Source organism: Vibrio sp. 10N.237.312.B06, assembly GCF_041464685.1.
Taxonomy (GTDB): domain Bacteria; phylum Pseudomonadota; class Gammaproteobacteria; order Enterobacterales; family Vibrionaceae; genus Vibrio; species Vibrio tasmaniensis_A.
In genome coordinates this window covers 31267-45144 of record NZ_JBFSPI010000021.1, presented here as the reverse complement: position 1 = coordinate 45144, position 13878 = coordinate 31267, and the positions used below count along the sequence as shown (strand labels likewise).

General features: G+C 46.0%; 12 protein-coding genes. 2 read left to right on the top strand and 10 right to left on the bottom strand.

Annotated features, from left to right (window positions below; translation table 11 throughout):
• The first annotated feature begins 61 nt into the window (after positions 1-61).
• Entirely contained in the window at positions 62-775 is a 714-nt protein-coding gene (locus tag AB6C75_RS08040; protein ID WP_009848608.1) for an oligogalacturonate-specific porin KdgM family protein, read from the top strand.
• Between the two features lie 249 nt (positions 776-1024).
• Here AB6C75_RS08040 and AB6C75_RS08035 read toward each other — a convergent pair whose 3' ends face one another.
• Together AB6C75_RS08035 and AB6C75_RS08030 are read right to left on the bottom strand one after the other, a co-directional pair.
• Positions 1025-1465 carry a DUF411 domain-containing protein gene (locus AB6C75_RS08035; RefSeq protein WP_029223113.1) on the bottom strand — a complete coding sequence of 147 codons (441 nt, stop codon included), beginning with the start codon at positions 1463-1465 and terminating at the stop codon, positions 1025-1027.
• Entirely contained in the window at positions 1455-4238 is a 2784-nt protein-coding gene (locus AB6C75_RS08030) for a copper-translocating P-type ATPase (RefSeq protein WP_372107521.1), read from the bottom strand. Before AB6C75_RS08030 ends, AB6C75_RS08035 begins: the two co-directional genes overlap by 11 nt.
• Positions 4239-4556: 318 nt before the next feature.
• Between AB6C75_RS08030 and gltX the strand changes: the two genes are divergently transcribed.
• On the top strand, positions 4557-5984 hold the full coding sequence (gene gltX, locus AB6C75_RS08025) for a glutamate--tRNA ligase (RefSeq protein ID WP_372107520.1): 1428 nt from the start codon (positions 4557-4559) through the stop codon (positions 5982-5984).
• An 83-nt stretch (positions 5985-6067) separates the two neighbouring features.
• On the opposite strand, the gene AB6C75_RS08020 is transcribed toward gltX, so the two are convergent.
• Genes AB6C75_RS08020 through AB6C75_RS07985 form a run of 8 tightly spaced genes read right to left on the bottom strand, consistent with a single transcriptional unit; the run spans position 6068 to position 13851 of the window.
• Complete coding sequence (locus AB6C75_RS08020; RefSeq protein WP_017099147.1) at positions 6068-7291, bottom strand: beta-ketoacyl-ACP synthase; 1224 nt, start codon at positions 7289-7291, stop codon at positions 6068-6070.
• Complete coding sequence (locus tag AB6C75_RS08015; RefSeq protein WP_372107519.1) at positions 7288-8013, bottom strand: 3-ketoacyl-ACP reductase FabG2; 726 nt, start codon at positions 8011-8013, stop codon at positions 7288-7290. Before AB6C75_RS08015 ends, AB6C75_RS08020 begins: the two co-directional genes overlap by 4 nt.
• Positions 8010-8474 (bottom strand): hotdog family protein, encoded by a 465-nt coding sequence (locus AB6C75_RS08010; RefSeq protein WP_372107518.1) that lies wholly within the window; start codon positions 8472-8474, stop codon positions 8010-8012. The genes AB6C75_RS08015 and AB6C75_RS08010 overlap by 4 nt, the downstream gene beginning before the upstream one ends.
• Positions 8467-9666: a beta-ketoacyl-[acyl-carrier-protein] synthase family protein gene (locus AB6C75_RS08005; RefSeq protein ID WP_372107517.1), complete on the bottom strand. Its 1200-nt coding sequence runs from the start codon at positions 9664-9666 to the stop codon at positions 8467-8469. The genes AB6C75_RS08010 and AB6C75_RS08005 overlap by 8 nt, the downstream gene beginning before the upstream one ends.
• A gap of 5 nt (positions 9667-9671) precedes the next feature.
• The gene (locus tag AB6C75_RS08000) at positions 9672-10295 is read right to left on the bottom strand and encodes a DUF3261 domain-containing protein (protein WP_009848600.1); all 624 of its coding nucleotides are present in this window, start codon (positions 10293-10295) and stop codon (positions 9672-9674) included.
• Positions 10292-12664, bottom strand: a complete 2373-nt coding sequence (locus AB6C75_RS07995; RefSeq protein ID WP_009848599.1) for an MMPL family transporter — start codon at positions 12662-12664, stop codon at positions 10292-10294. Before AB6C75_RS07995 ends, AB6C75_RS08000 begins: the two co-directional genes overlap by 4 nt.
• Positions 12636-13334, bottom strand: a complete 699-nt coding sequence (locus AB6C75_RS07990; protein WP_012603410.1) for an outer membrane lipoprotein carrier protein LolA — start codon at positions 13332-13334, stop codon at positions 12636-12638. The genes AB6C75_RS07995 and AB6C75_RS07990 overlap by 29 nt, the downstream gene beginning before the upstream one ends.
• Entirely contained in the window at positions 13321-13851 is a 531-nt protein-coding gene (locus AB6C75_RS07985) for a thioesterase family protein (RefSeq protein ID WP_012603411.1), read from the bottom strand. The genes AB6C75_RS07990 and AB6C75_RS07985 overlap by 14 nt, the downstream gene beginning before the upstream one ends.
• Positions 13852-13878: the final 27 nt, after the last annotated feature.

Below are 13878 nucleotides of genomic sequence, written 5' to 3'. Positions count from 1 at the left end.
GCGAAGGTGAATGATATACCGAAGATATGTCGCTGAAAAATTTAAACTAAGGCAGTTTACTATGAAAAAAATTATCGCTCTAAGTGCACTTTCTCTTGCTTTCGCTTCTAGTGCTTTCGCTGGTTCTTCTTACGTTACAGGTAATATCCAATTTCACGACGATGGCCGTATCCACGGTTCTGATATGACTTCGACTCTAGAAGCTGGCCACACGTTTGACAACTCTCTAGGCGGTTTAACTGTTTACACTGAGTTTGATGGCATCCAACTTGGCGACCTTGAAGGTCTAACTGCTGCTGAAACTGGTGGCGACGCAACAACTGGTCAAGCAAATGCATTCATCACTGTTGGTGGTGAGCAAGCTTTCAATATCACTGACAACCTATGGGTTGCAGCGGGTTACCAACATGTCTTCTCTGCTGGCGAGAGCATTCAGTTCCGTCCACTGGTTAAAATTGGTTACAACTTCGATAACGGTATCTCTATTAGTAACCGTACTCGTGCACACATCGATGACACTTCTGCAGATGCTGACACTGATTACCGCATGGATAACCGCATTGCTTACTCTGTAAACGAAGACCTAGCGCTTAGCTACAACAACGTATACATGATTGATGCTGAAGCTATGGATCACGAGCTTCGTGCAACATGGACTCGTCAAGGTGTTCAACCTTACTTCGAATTCCGTAGCCAAGCTAACGGAGTTGATTTCGCGAACGGCGCGTCTAAAACAAACAACGCATTCGTATTCGGTGCATCTTACGGCTTCTAAGCTGATTCACTTGGCTGCTTAATCGATTAGATTATTAGCCAAGTGAGTTTCTTCGCTAATTAGCTTTTTTGTTAAATAGAGTTTTTGCTAACTAGCGACGAAAACATAGTGGTACTAACAGCCCGGTTGGTGTCGCGACAAGATTTGCTTTACTGTCCAAAAGCAAAGAGCCTAGTAAGTAAACCACAGTCTTGGGTTTACTTAATGCTAGGCTCTATTTTTATTGCTGTTCGTAGGTCTATTTACGCTCTATTTTCCGTTGTAATGACGGTATTCAAACACCTGACCTTTCTCGTTAAACGCATACACAGAATACTCGTCTTTCTTATCGCCATACTCCATGCCCGGAGAGCCCATTGGCATGCCTGGAACCGCCAAGCCAATCGCATTGCGTGGTGGATTTTCTAAAAAGGCTTTCACGTCCTCTGCTGGAATGTGCCCTTCAAATACGTAACCGTCGATCTCTGCCGTATGGCAAGAAGCCAGTTCTGGCGTTACTCCTAACTTCTGCTTGATTGGGTTCATGTCATCATGGAGTTTCTCTGTGACATCGAAACCTGCGTCTTGCATGTGTTCTGTCCATTCTGTGCAGCAGCCGCAGTATGGGGATTTATGATTTAGTACATTAGTAGCGAGAGCTTGTCCTGAAATTGCAGCGAGTGCAGTAAGAGTCATAACTTTACGAATCATGGTGAACCTCATGAATATGGTTTTTGTTGATATTATAATGAGTGGGTTTGAACAATCTTAATCTGTTGGCATTGCTGACTACGGTGATTGATGACATCGCCATCGCAGCGCCTGCAACGACAGGGCTAAGTAAAAACCCGAAGAATGGGTAGAGCACACCAGCCGCAATTGGAATACCTAACGAGTTATAGATGAAGGCACCAAACAGGTTTTGCTTCATATTTCTCACGGTCGCCTGGGAGAGCTCGATCGCATTACTCACAGACAGTGGCGACGAGTTCAGCAGCGTCATTTGCGCACTTTCAATCGCCACATCACTACCACTGCCCATTGCGATTCCTATATCCGCTTGAGCAAGAGCTGGTGCATCGTTAATACCGTCTCCTACCATGGCAACGCTCTTATATTGTTGTTGAAGCTGAACAATATGCTGAGCTTTCTGCTCTGGTAGTACTTCCGAGATAACCTCGTCGATACCGACGTTTTTACCTATTGCTTGAGCCACAGAGTCGTTGTCGCCCGTTAATAGTACGGTGTGAATTCCGGCGGATTTTAGTTGAGCAATGGCTTGTTTGCTATCTATTTTTAACGAGTCTGAAATGCCAAATATACCTTCCAGTTTTTGATCGATTACAACGAAGATGGGTGTCCATGCTTGTGTACGACAAAGCTCGATGAAATCCGCGCCAATGTCTGTATTGACACCTAATTGGGTGAGGTACTTAAGCGAGCCAACTTGCACGTTCTTGCCGTTAATTATTGCCTGTACCCCAAGCCCTCGTTGGTTTTCAAATTCGCTGTGGGGTAGTGCTGAAACTTGTAAGCTTTCAGCATATTGGCAAACGGCTTTCGCTAATGGGTGTTCTGACCCTACCTCTACCGAATAGGCGTAAGCCAGCAGTTCTTGTTCTGATAAGTCGCCATAAAAGGCCTGCTGAACGGTTGGTTTACCTTGGGTTAGGGTGCCTGTTTTATCAAATACGACAGCATCAATTTTGCTTGCAGATTGCAACACATCTGCATCCTTGATCAGAACACCAAACTCAGCGGCTTTGCCAACGCCAACAGTAATAGAGAGCGGTGTCGCTAAGCCCAATGCGCATGGGCAGGCGATGATTAGCACTGTTGTTGATACCACGAGCATGTAACTTGCACTCGGTTGTGGTCCAACAAAAAACCAAACTAGGGCGGAAATGGCTGCGATCGCGACCACAACTGGTACGAAAACGGCAGAGATAGAGTCGGCAAGCTTCGCAATCGCAGGCTTGCTGCTTTGTGCTTGGCGAACCATCTGAATGATTCGAGCCAACATGGTGCTTGAGCCAATTCCTGTCGCTTCAATGATTAAGCTGCCATCACCATTAATGGTACCTGCTGAAATGCCATCATTAATTGATTTAACGTTGGGAAGCGGTTCGCCAGTCAGCATCGATTCATCAATATAAGATTCGCCAGATACCACGACACCATCGACAGGGACTTTTTCTCCCGGTTTCACTCGAACTTGCATACCGACTTGAATGGCTTCTACAGCGATGGTTTGCTCTTTACCATCGACGATAACCACAGCCTTTTGAGGTTGTAAATTAATCAATGCCTGCAAAGATTTGGTGGTGCGTACCTTGGCTTTGGCTTCAATGTAGTGACCCAAAGAAATAAGGCCAACAATCATTGCGCTCGCTTCAAAATAGACATGGCGTGATGGTTCTGGGAACCATGATGGAATCAGCACAACCAGCATTGAATAGAACCATGCCGCGCCTGTACCTAGAGCGACCAAGGTATCCATGGTTGCACGCTTGTGCATCAGTGATAGCCAAGCGTTAGTAAAGAAGCTGCGTCCTGAGGTCGCAAGCAGTATCAAACAGACGACTCCGACCAACCCCCAAGCCAATTGGTCATTAAATGTAGCAATGGTCATGCTGCCACCGAACAGACCCCACGCCATCAGCGGAGCACCGATCAGCAGTGCACTTACTGAATTCTTTAGGAAAGCTTTTTGGGTACGAAGTTGTTGTTTTTGCTGTTTTTGTTGTTGAGTCGCCGCGTCATCAACGAACTCGGCACCATAACCTGCGGTTGTTACCGATTCTATGAGAGCGCTTTCGATGATGTCACGTGTTTCAGATGTGAAGACCAAGGCTGTCTGTTCAGCGAGGTTGATCTGAGCTTGGTCGACGAACTCATTCTTTTTCAGCGCTTTCTCTACCGAAGAAACACAACTCGCACACGTCATTCCCTCAAGAACAAGGTGATAGGTATATTGGCTAGCAGCAGGTTTATCTTGTGTCGGTTCCACTGACGCTGTTTTTTTATCGTCTTCTGATTCTTTATTAGATAAAGGCTCATTAATTTCAGAGTAAGGAGTCGCGTGATAACCCACACTTTCGATTAGCTCAATAAGCTCGGATTCTGAAAGCAGAGTAACCAACGACAATTCATGTTTGCTGACTTCTAGGTCTGAGATTTGCTCGGTCTGCTCAAGCGCTTGTGTCAGCTTGTTCACGCACTTACCGCAGCTAAGACCGGATAACGAAAGGTGCAGTTTATTGCCCATGCTATAACCAAGCGTCGCTAACTGTTGGTTGAGTTGAACGTAATTAATTGGAGTCGAAATATCGATGTAGGTCGGCGATATGTCGTTGATCTTCGTATTCTCGAGATCGTCAAACAGTGTGCGAACTTTCTTCGCACAACCCATGCAATTTAGGCCGTTGAGCATAGCTGTGTAATGGTTCATATCGATACTCCAATTCTCATCTACGCCTAACATAAACCTTCCCGTAAGGGTAAGGTCAAACATAAATTCAAGAATTTGATATTTGCTGGAATATTGAGTGATGGAATAGATGAGGTTTATCGCGAGCGTGGCGAGAATTTGCCGTTTTAGAGCATTTGACATGTGCTTGAGCTATTGGTTTTCTCCTTCTACGATAGCTTTCGTACAAGATCAGCGCATTAATCATTCACTACTGATTGTAGATTTAAGCGGTGGTGATAAAATAGCGCCCAAAATTTAGTGATATTTTTCTGTTGCAGGCTTTGTAATGGCAATCACTAAAAGAATCACCTACATAATCAAGGTATTTAAATGACGGTTAAAACTCGTTTTGCTCCTAGCCCAACTGGCTATCTTCACGTTGGTGGTGCACGTACTGCACTTTACTCTTGGCTATTCGCTAAGAACCAAGGTGGTGAATTCGTTCTACGTATCGAAGACACGGACGTTGAGCGTAACTCTCAAGAAGCGGTTGATGCAATTCTAGAAGGCATGCAATGGATGGGTATGGAATGGGATGAAGGTCCTTACTACCAATCTAAGCGTTTTGACCGTTACAACGAAATGGTTGATAAGCTACTTGCTGAAGACAAAGCTTTCAAATGCTATGCGTCTAAAGAGCTGCTTGACGAAATTCGTGCAGAGCAAGAAGAAAACAAAGAAATGGCTCGTTACGATGCGAACCACCCTAAAATTGTTGCAGCAAACGAAGCAGCAAAAGAAGGTGATGCATGCGTTATCCGTTTCCGTAACCCTAAAGAAGGCAGCGTAGTATTTGATGACCAAATCCGTGGTCGCATCGAAATCTCTAACAGCCAACTTGATGACCTAATCATTCGTCGTACAGACGGTGCACCAACATACAACTTCGTTGTTGTAGTGGATGACTGGGACATGGGTATTACACACGTTGTACGTGGTGAAGACCACATCAACAACACACCTCGACAAATCAACATCTATGAAGCACTAGGCGCGCCAGTTCCAACTTTCGCTCACTGTGCAATGATTCTTGGTGATGACGGTGCGAAACTTTCTAAGCGTCACGGTGCTGTTTCTGTAATGCAATACCGCGACGAAGGTTACCTACCAAATGCACTAAACAACTACCTAGTTCGTTTAGGTTGGTCTCACGGTGACCAAGAGATCTTCTCTCAAGAAGAGATGATTGAATTCTTCAGCCTGAACGCTATCAGCAAGTCTGCTTCTGCATTCAACACTGATAAGCTACTTTGGTTGAACAACCACTATATCAAGACTTCTGAGCCTGAGTACGTTGCTAAATACCTGCAATGGCACCTAGACGCACAAAAGATCGATACAACAAATGGCCCGGCGATCACTGAAGTGATCACGCTAGTTGGCGAGCGTTGTAATACGCTTATCGAACTTGCTGAACAGTCTCGTTACTTCTACGAAGATTTCTCTGAGTTTGAAGCTGGCGCAGCGAAGAAGCACCTACGTGGTGTTGCTAAAGGCCCACTAGAGCTTGCTCTTGCTAAGGTTGAAGCGCTTGAGGATTTCACTACTGCAAACATCAAAGATGGTGTGATTGCAGCAGTATGTGAAGAGCTAGAGGTCGGCATGGGTAAAATCGGTATGCCACTTCGCGTAGCAGTAACAGGTGGCGGCCAGTCTCCTTCTGTTGATGCAGTGATGGAGCTTGTTGGTAAAGAGCGCGTAATCGCTCGCATCAAGATGGCTCTTGAGTTCATCGCTGAGCGTGAAGCTAACGCTTAATTGAGTATTAGCTAGATTGAAAAAAGGGTCAGTAACTTGGTTACTGACCCTTTTTATTTGTCTTGAGTTTTATCTAACCAAGCTCAGATTTTCTTGAAGATGATTGAAGTGTTGATCCCGCCAAAGGCAAAGTTATTGCTCATCAGGTATTCAACATCCAATTCGCGACCAGAACCTGTGATGTAATCGAGTTTACCGCAGCGTTCGTCGATGTTTTCAAGGTTCAATGTTGGGCTGAACCAGCCAGAATGCATCATCTCTAGGCTCAACCAAGCTTCAATCGCACCACACGCACCAAGCGTATGGCCAAAGTAGCTTTTCAATGAGCTGATTGGCACTTCACCAAAAATGTTCGCGGTCGCATTACTTTCTGCAATATCGCCTTTATCTGTTGCCGTTCCGTGCGCCGAAACGTAACCAATTTTTTCAGCAGGAAGCTGTGCATCTTTCAGCGCTTTCTCCATACAGATTTGCATGGTTTCCATTTGAGGTTGGGTCACATGGGCGGCATCGCAATTGCTGGCAAAACCGATGATTTCCGCGTAGATCTTTGCACCGCGAGCAACCGCATGTTCATACTCTTCAAGAACAAGCGTACCAGCACCTTCACCGATAACTAGGCCATCGCGCTCACTGTCGTAAGGGCTAGGGGATTTTTCTGGCGTGTCGTTTTTTAAACTGGTAGCAAAAAGGGTATCAAAAACGGCAGATTCGGTTGGGCATAGCTCTTCACCACCACCGGCAACCATCACGGTTTGGTAACCGTGTTTGATTGCTTCATAGGCGTAGCCAATCGCTTGGCTACCTGAAGTACAGGCACTGCTAGTGGGAATCACACGTCCACGTAAGCCAAAGAATAGCCCGACGTTGACCGCTGCGGTGTGTGGCATCATCTGAACGTAAGTCGTTGCGGTGATAGCTCGTGTCGATTTCTCGTTAAGCATCACGCCAAATGCACCAACAGCGTCAGTACTGCCGGTTGAAGAACCATAGGCAATGCCTGTTTCGCCATTAGTCAAAACGTCGTGGCCAATCAGTCCTGCTTGCTCTAGTGCATTTTCGGTCGCCACTGTTGCTAGGCGAGACACGCGGCCCATGCCACGAACCTGTTTGCGCTTATAGTGCTTAGGTAGTTGGAAGTCATCAATAGGTGCGGCAAGCTTAGTGTTTAGACCATCATACTGCTCAAAGCTAGGCATGTACTGGGTCGCATTTTCACATGCTTTTAGTTTTGGCTCGATGTGCTGCCAATCGTTGCCAAAAGCGGTAACGCCTGACATGCCAGTTACAACAACGCGGCGGGTCATACTAAGCCTCCATTAACTGAAATCACTTGGCGAGTTACGTAGCCGGCAATATCCGACATTAGGTAGCTGACTAGGCCGGCGACTTCTTCTGGCTCGCCCATGCGGCGCAGTGGAACTTGAGGCAGCGCATGCTCTTTTACATGCTCATCAACCATGCCAGTATCGATTAAACCCGGAGCCACACAGTTTACTGTGATCTTGCGTTTTGCTAGTTCTAGAGCAAGTGACTTAGTAGCGCCAATCACACCTGCTTTTGCTGCGGCGTAGTTGGTTTGACCGCGGTTTCCCATGATGCCAGATACCGACGCCAGAGTAACAATTCGACCGCCTTTACGCTTTTGAACCATTGGCATTACGCACGGGTGCAGTACATTGTAGAAACTGTCGAGGTTGGTGTGAATCACGCCATCCCACTCTTCTTCCGTCATGGCAGGGAAGGCTGTGTCGCGTGTAATGCCCGCATTGTTCACCACACCATAGTAAGCGCCATGCTCGGCAATATCTGACTCAAGCGTTTCGCGACATTCGCTGCGATTGCTGATATCAAATTGGATCAGACGTCCAGCGCCACCCAGTCCGGTGATCGACCTTAACGTGTCTTCAGCACCTTGCTTGTCACCCATGTAATGAACGGCGATTTCAAAACCGTCTTTCGCGAGTTGAATAGCGATCGCTTTACCAATGCCTTTACTGGCACCAGTGACTAAAACCTGACGGCTCATGATGGGCTCCTAGTTTTCATTTCTTGTAATTTTTGTTCGGTCGGCACGTAGACGTTGAGTTGGCATTGAGCCACTAACTCGCCTTGGTCTTCGACTCGGGCGGTAAACACGGCCATGCCACTGTCTTCCATGAGTTGTTCAGCATAGATATCAAGGATTTGACCTTGAGTAAATTCATCACACAGTGACTTGTAGCGACGAGAACCGAGTAAGAAGCCGATTGGAGGAGTAGTGCCGTTTTTCAGCGCATGGTATCCAGACCAAGCTGCAACTGACTGCGCCATAAACTCGATGCCAACATAAGCTGGGACCGTTTGAGATTCGGCGTCAAAGAATAGGTTGTGCGCGCCAATATCGACCTGGCAGTGAATCGACAATGCCTCAACGTTGATAGCTCGATCGATTAATATCATCGGATCATCGTGTGGGAGAAGTTGGTCTACAGAAGGGATATCAGTCATTTATTACACCAAAAATCAGGCTAATGTTGTTGCCACCAAAAGCGAACGAGTTGCTTAAGATGTTCTTTACTTTAAGTTTCTGGGAACAGTTTACCAAATCAATCTCAATATCTTCAGCTTTATACTGACATTTTTGTAAGGGGAGTGGTAAGTCATATTTTAGAATATGCCACGCAATTGCAGCCTCTATCGCACTTGCCGCTCCAAGAGTATGTCCTGTTAGAGGTTTGGTTGAACTGACGGGAACCTTGTTTGCAAAAATACGATGGATGGCTTTGCTTTCCATTGAATCATTGAGTGGAGTTGCGGTGCCATGGGCATTAATATAACCGATGTCTTTTGCTCGTAACTGTGCAGAATCTAACGCCTTTCTCATTGCTTGTTCTGCACCGTTCCCTTCTGGATGGGGCGCGGAAATATGGTGTGCGTCGGAGCTGTCGCCATAGCCTAATAGGACTATATTCGAAGTGCTTTGAGTTGTATTGGTAGCGGTTGGTTTTGTCTTGCTAAGCAACATAAATGCCGCAGCTTCTCCGATGTTGATGCCATCACGAGAGGCGCTAAAGGGCTTACAATGTGTGGTTGATAGCGCTTCAAGACCATGAAAGCCATTGAGCGTCAGTTTACATAGTGTATCGACACCTCCAACCAACACAGCATCAGCCATTCCTGAATCTAACAAACGTTGGGCAGTAACAAATACACGGCCACTTGATGAGCAAGCGGTCGATATCGCATAGCTTGGCCCGGTTAATGCACAATGTTGGCTAACAAACTCAGAGGTGTTGCTTAGCTCTTGTTTTGAATAGTGGAAATCTTCGGGGAAAGAGCCATGTTCTAGTTTGTGTTTAAACGCAGTTTCACCATCAGAAATTCCCGAGGTGCTTGTGCCGATAACTACAGCAATTCTATCGGCACCAAATTGTGATTTTGCTTGCTCGATAGAGTCTTTGATTTGATTAACAGCCGATAACGCCAGTTGATTGTTGCGAGTGGCGTATTCCGCTTGTTCTGATGGGATTTCTGGTAATTCGCCAGCCACCTTACCAACGACCGTCGGCTTACCGTCGTTTAGCATGTCGCTCACTTCAACCATGTTTGATTCATGCTCGCCTTTGAGGCAGCCATGAATGTCAGCAACGCTTGAGCCTAATGCGGAGTGGAAACCACAGTCTTGGATATAAATAGGCATAATGTTTAGCTCTTACTTGGGTTGTCGACAATCGTTGAGTTCAACGTTTGAATGGTGATGGTGTAGCCTTGAATCAAATGCTTGAAAACAATATTGCCTGCCGTTTTATGTGCTCCGGGCTCTGCTTGGTAATCAATTTCAATGATTGGCTGTTGGTTTTCATCAAAGACGGTGCGGCTGTTTTCTGTATCGACCAAATACCAACCGATGTCTTGTAAAGGTTGAGCCCATGCTTCAACTGGCCATAGAGTTAGCATTAAATTAAATAGTACTTGCTCGGGTTGCGGCAGGGTTGCGCCAAGACCAGATAGAACTTGAGTATCAATCGTTTGGTTTTGGTATTGCAGCGATAGAATGCGAGTACCCCAAGAGGAGAAACCTGCCAACACGACTTTGTCTGATGTGACTTCGACTTGAACCGGTAGTTGCTGCGTATCATTTTCCCACGTAGCGCTGATCAGCTGGCTCGCCGTAAATGAGTATCCCAGTTCAGCAGGCAGCGGCAAGGCGAGCTCTGTGTCTTTATCGATTGCGACACTTGCGCCTGTAGGCTGTTGAGACACCATCGAACAAGCGCTGAGTAGTAAGCCCAATCCAACGACGAGCGCTATCTTGATTGTTTTGTTCATCTAAAAGCCTCTCGAGAGTTTGATTTTTCCGCTGCTTGTTGGTTGTTGATTGCAAGTGGCGAAAGCAACCACGCGACGAAAATACCAGTTAGGACGGTAACACCGAAACTATGAATGGCATGAGTTTGACTCAACGATAATAAGCCAAACGAGAGTAACGTCGTGAGGCCTGACAAAGTAATCGCCAATAAGGTGCTTAGTGATTTCTTCTGCTCAGCAAAGAACAGGGTATAGTCGATACCAATCCCTAAAATTAGAATCAGTCCAAGCAGGTTAAACAGATTCAGTGTCGAGCCTAAAATGCCCGTGACCGCTAAACCAGCGACTCCGGCAATTAATGAAGGCAACAGCATTAATAGGCTTTGCTTCACACCGTAGCGCCAACCTAACACCATCCCAATAGCGGCCAAAGCTATCAATAATAGCTCGGTGATCTTGACTCTATATTCCGCAAAGAGAGCAGAGATTTCATCAGCTTTATTGAGGTATTTAACACCTTGCTGCTGAGCAAAGCTTGAATCAAGCCATTGAGAGAACAGTTCTGAATTTGTGACGTCTTTGATCAAAATGACTGACGCTGCTTGTCCGTCTATCGGCTTTAACCAAAGTGGTCGAACAGGTTCTGACACTGGTGATTCTAAAAATCCAGATACCGTGATTGCTTCGAACTTAGGTAATTTTGGAAAGCTAGGCCAACCAAGTGTGTTCTGTAAGATATGGCTTTGCTGGTCATAGAGTTGCTCAACCAATTGATAGTTATCATGCTGGTCTTGTTTACTTAACAATTGCTGATTGATGCTGCGATATCCTGAGATACCTTGGCTATCGACCAAAGAATCTAAGCTCGTAGTGATCTCAGCCAGTTTTTTTAGCAGTTTTTGATCGCTGTTGGCAGTCACCAGCAGCATATTTTGACCACTGCCTAATCCTGATATCTCAGTAATGGCTTGCTCTTGCTGTTTGAGTTGCTCTGGCATCGCCTGAAGTTGTCGAATATCGTCATCGTAGCGAATTTGACTGAGTGATATCAAACTAACGACAGTCACTATTAATGGTAAGCCAATTCTAAACTTTTGGTTGTTCCAGAGGCTTAACCAAGTATGCCAAAGCTTCGACAAGGGAAGACGGCGTTCTTGGCTTGGTTTTGCCGCTAAAACGGGGTACCAACACACCACGCTGGCGTAAGCGGCAATAAGTCCAATTGACGAGAACAGAGCAAGTTGCTGCAAGCCAGGGAAAGGTGCCACCAACAGACCTAGGTAGCCAATCAAGCTGGTGATCAGACCCAAGGTTATCGCAACGAGAATGTGCTTCAAGCCTTTTTCACTTTGCCATTTACTCCCAGCTGCTAAGCGGTCAGTCAGGTAGTGAAAGGAGTAATCGATGGATACGCCAATTAAGCTGGCACCGAACACCAAACTAAACAGGTGAACTTTACCGAAGATAGCGACGGTGCTTGCCAGTGCGACCAATAATCCGGTACTGATTGAAAGCAAAGACAAGGCAAGAGGTAGGGCACTACGAAACGTCAGCCACACCAATAAAATCACACCTGCCAATGAGCCTAAACCAATGGTACTGATTTCTGATTTCGCGCTTTCGGTACCGTAATTGGCGTAGAACACCACACCGGTATGCTGCACTTTGACACCAAACTGCTTTTCGATCTCGCGCTCAATTGAACCAAGAGCGGGAAGTTGCTCTTGAATCGACAAGCTATAAGGTGAGCCTGCCAGAGTCGCCGTCACCAAAATATGAGTTTGCTCATTAGATTGAGCGGTGAGGTAGCCCTCTTTCACAACAAAGTTACTTGATTGAACGCTAACAGCACTGATGTAGTCGCGAAATAACAAGAATGGGTCTAGAGATAGCTCTGCTGCGGTGACGCCTGAGAACGGATTGTACAGAGACTGAATGACATATTGAGCTCGCGAATCCGGCGAGTGTGTCAGCGTCTCTTTTTGTTGTTGAGTTAGAAGTTGAGCTCGGTGACGAAAATAGAAATCGCTCCATTGGCTTTGCGTGCTGGCGTTGATCTTGCCTTGAACTTGCTTAAACAGAGTTGGCTGATTTGAGAAAGATCTTTGGTTGAGGGCTTTTTCAAAAGCGTCAGTCGCTGTCATGGCTTGTTCGACGTCGGAGGCACTTATGATAAACACCACTTGCTCGCTCATCGAGCTGGATATTTGCTGAAAGGCTTGCTCTACCATGGGATCTTGCTGGTTTTCTGGCAGCAATTTCATGATGTTGCTTTCAATGGGTACCGACGAAGAAAAAGCGAATTGTTTGATCAACAATCCGCTAAACAGTATTACGACAACAAGCCAAGCAAGGGCTAGGCTAGAATTGGAATTGTTGCGCTTCAGCATCTGATAATACTTCCGGTAGATGGCTTAACTGGCTAAATTCGATCACAGTGCTGTCCCCACGAACTTCTCTAAGTTCGATACGTTCAATGTCACCTTTTCCTTGCAGTGTGATGGCTTCAAACACCGCGTTCATTGGCGCATTCTTTGGCTTTAGAGTGAGTGTCCATCGTGTGTCTTCTGAACTTGAGTTTGCACTTTCATCAGAATTTTTCTCAGTCGCTGGTTCAAATGACAGTGAGAATTGCTCTTGAAGTTTTTGCGTGTCCCCGTGAAACACCGACAGGAATATATGGCTGAAATAAAATGCCATTGGGTTTTCTTTATCGGTAATGATCTTAGCGGGTTGATCGGCAAATCTTTGGCTCAGTTTGTTATCGGTTAGCACCAAGCTCACAGGAAAGGGGGTCGCTTGTGTCCAAAGCAAACCATTCGACTTGTCTAACAGGAAAGTACCTTGTGATGTTAGAGGTTGGGCGAACATTTCCATGTTACGTGTTTGAGTAAACTCACCACGAACGATACTATTTTCGCTTAACACGGTTTGTAGTTCTGTAATAGAGCCGACAGCATTCGTGTTCTCGCTAGCGCCAGCAAAGTGGCTCGCCATCATTGAAGCAAGCCCTAGCAGTGCGATACTGATTTGCTTACGCCCGTGTTTAAACAGACTCATGTTTCACCTGCTGCTGTGTGTTAGGTACTTGCGGTTGCTCTGATTGGTGATCGTTTGATTGCTGCTCAGTTGATTGGGGTAAGCAGCCAAATTGATGCCAGTGTTCGATTTTATCGGTAAACACTTTCGGCGAAGCAAAACACATCTCTTGCTCTTCAATGGTTACTGCAACCTGCATGGTGTGAGCGCGTGTCATACGAGCACCGGTGTTGGCATCGTGAATTTCGTAGTCAACACGCAAGCGGTTTTCCCATTCAGTTAACTTAGCGGATACCGTGATCTGATGATTAAACGGTATTGCTTTGATGTACTTTACGCGCGTGTCGATGATCGGCCACATGTAGCCAGAATCCTTCATCTCATGGTAGTTGTACTCAATCTTATCCATCATGATGCGCCTAACTTCTTCAAAAAATCGGAAGTAGTTGCCATGGTAGATCACGCCCATTGGGTCGGCATCTTGGAATGAGGTTACTAAAGTAACCTCTGATTTTAATGGATGAAGGATTTCAGACATAAATCGCTCTCAACAATATTGCGTAAA

What these genes read in the sequence shown, in the direction of transcription:
- AB6C75_RS07995 (WP_009848599.1), bottom strand. Translation starts at nt 12,664, where the DNA reads ATGCTGAAGCGCAACAATTCCAATTCTAGCCTAGCCCTTGCTTGGCTT.
- AB6C75_RS07990 (WP_012603410.1), bottom strand. Translation starts at nt 13,334, where the DNA reads ATGAGTCTGTTTAAACACGGGCGTAAGCAAATCAGTATCGCACTGCTA.
- AB6C75_RS08005 (WP_372107517.1), bottom strand. Translation starts at nt 9,666, where the DNA reads ATGCCTATTTATATCCAAGACTGTGGTTTCCACTCCGCATTAGGCTCA.
- gltX (WP_372107520.1), top strand. Translation starts at nt 4,557, where the DNA reads ATGACGGTTAAAACTCGTTTTGCTCCTAGCCCAACTGGCTATCTTCAC.
- AB6C75_RS08015 (WP_372107519.1), bottom strand. Translation starts at nt 8,013, where the DNA reads ATGAGCCGTCAGGTTTTAGTCACTGGTGCCAGTAAAGGCATTGGTAAA.
- AB6C75_RS07985 (WP_012603411.1), bottom strand. Translation starts at nt 13,851, where the DNA reads ATGTCTGAAATCCTTCATCCATTAAAATCAGAGGTTACTTTAGTAACC.
- AB6C75_RS08000 (WP_009848600.1), bottom strand. Translation starts at nt 10,295, where the DNA reads ATGAACAAAACAATCAAGATAGCGCTCGTCGTTGGATTGGGCTTACTA.
- AB6C75_RS08030 (WP_372107521.1), bottom strand. Translation starts at nt 4,238, where the DNA reads ATGTTAGGCGTAGATGAGAATTGGAGTATCGATATGAACCATTACACA.
- AB6C75_RS08020 (WP_017099147.1), bottom strand. Translation starts at nt 7,291, where the DNA reads ATGACCCGCCGCGTTGTTGTAACTGGCATGTCAGGCGTTACCGCTTTT.
- AB6C75_RS08035 (WP_029223113.1), bottom strand. Translation starts at nt 1,465, where the DNA reads ATGATTCGTAAAGTTATGACTCTTACTGCACTCGCTGCAATTTCAGGA.
- AB6C75_RS08040 (WP_009848608.1), top strand. Translation starts at nt 62, where the DNA reads ATGAAAAAAATTATCGCTCTAAGTGCACTTTCTCTTGCTTTCGCTTCT.
- AB6C75_RS08010 (WP_372107518.1), bottom strand. Translation starts at nt 8,474, where the DNA reads ATGACTGATATCCCTTCTGTAGACCAACTTCTCCCACACGATGATCCG.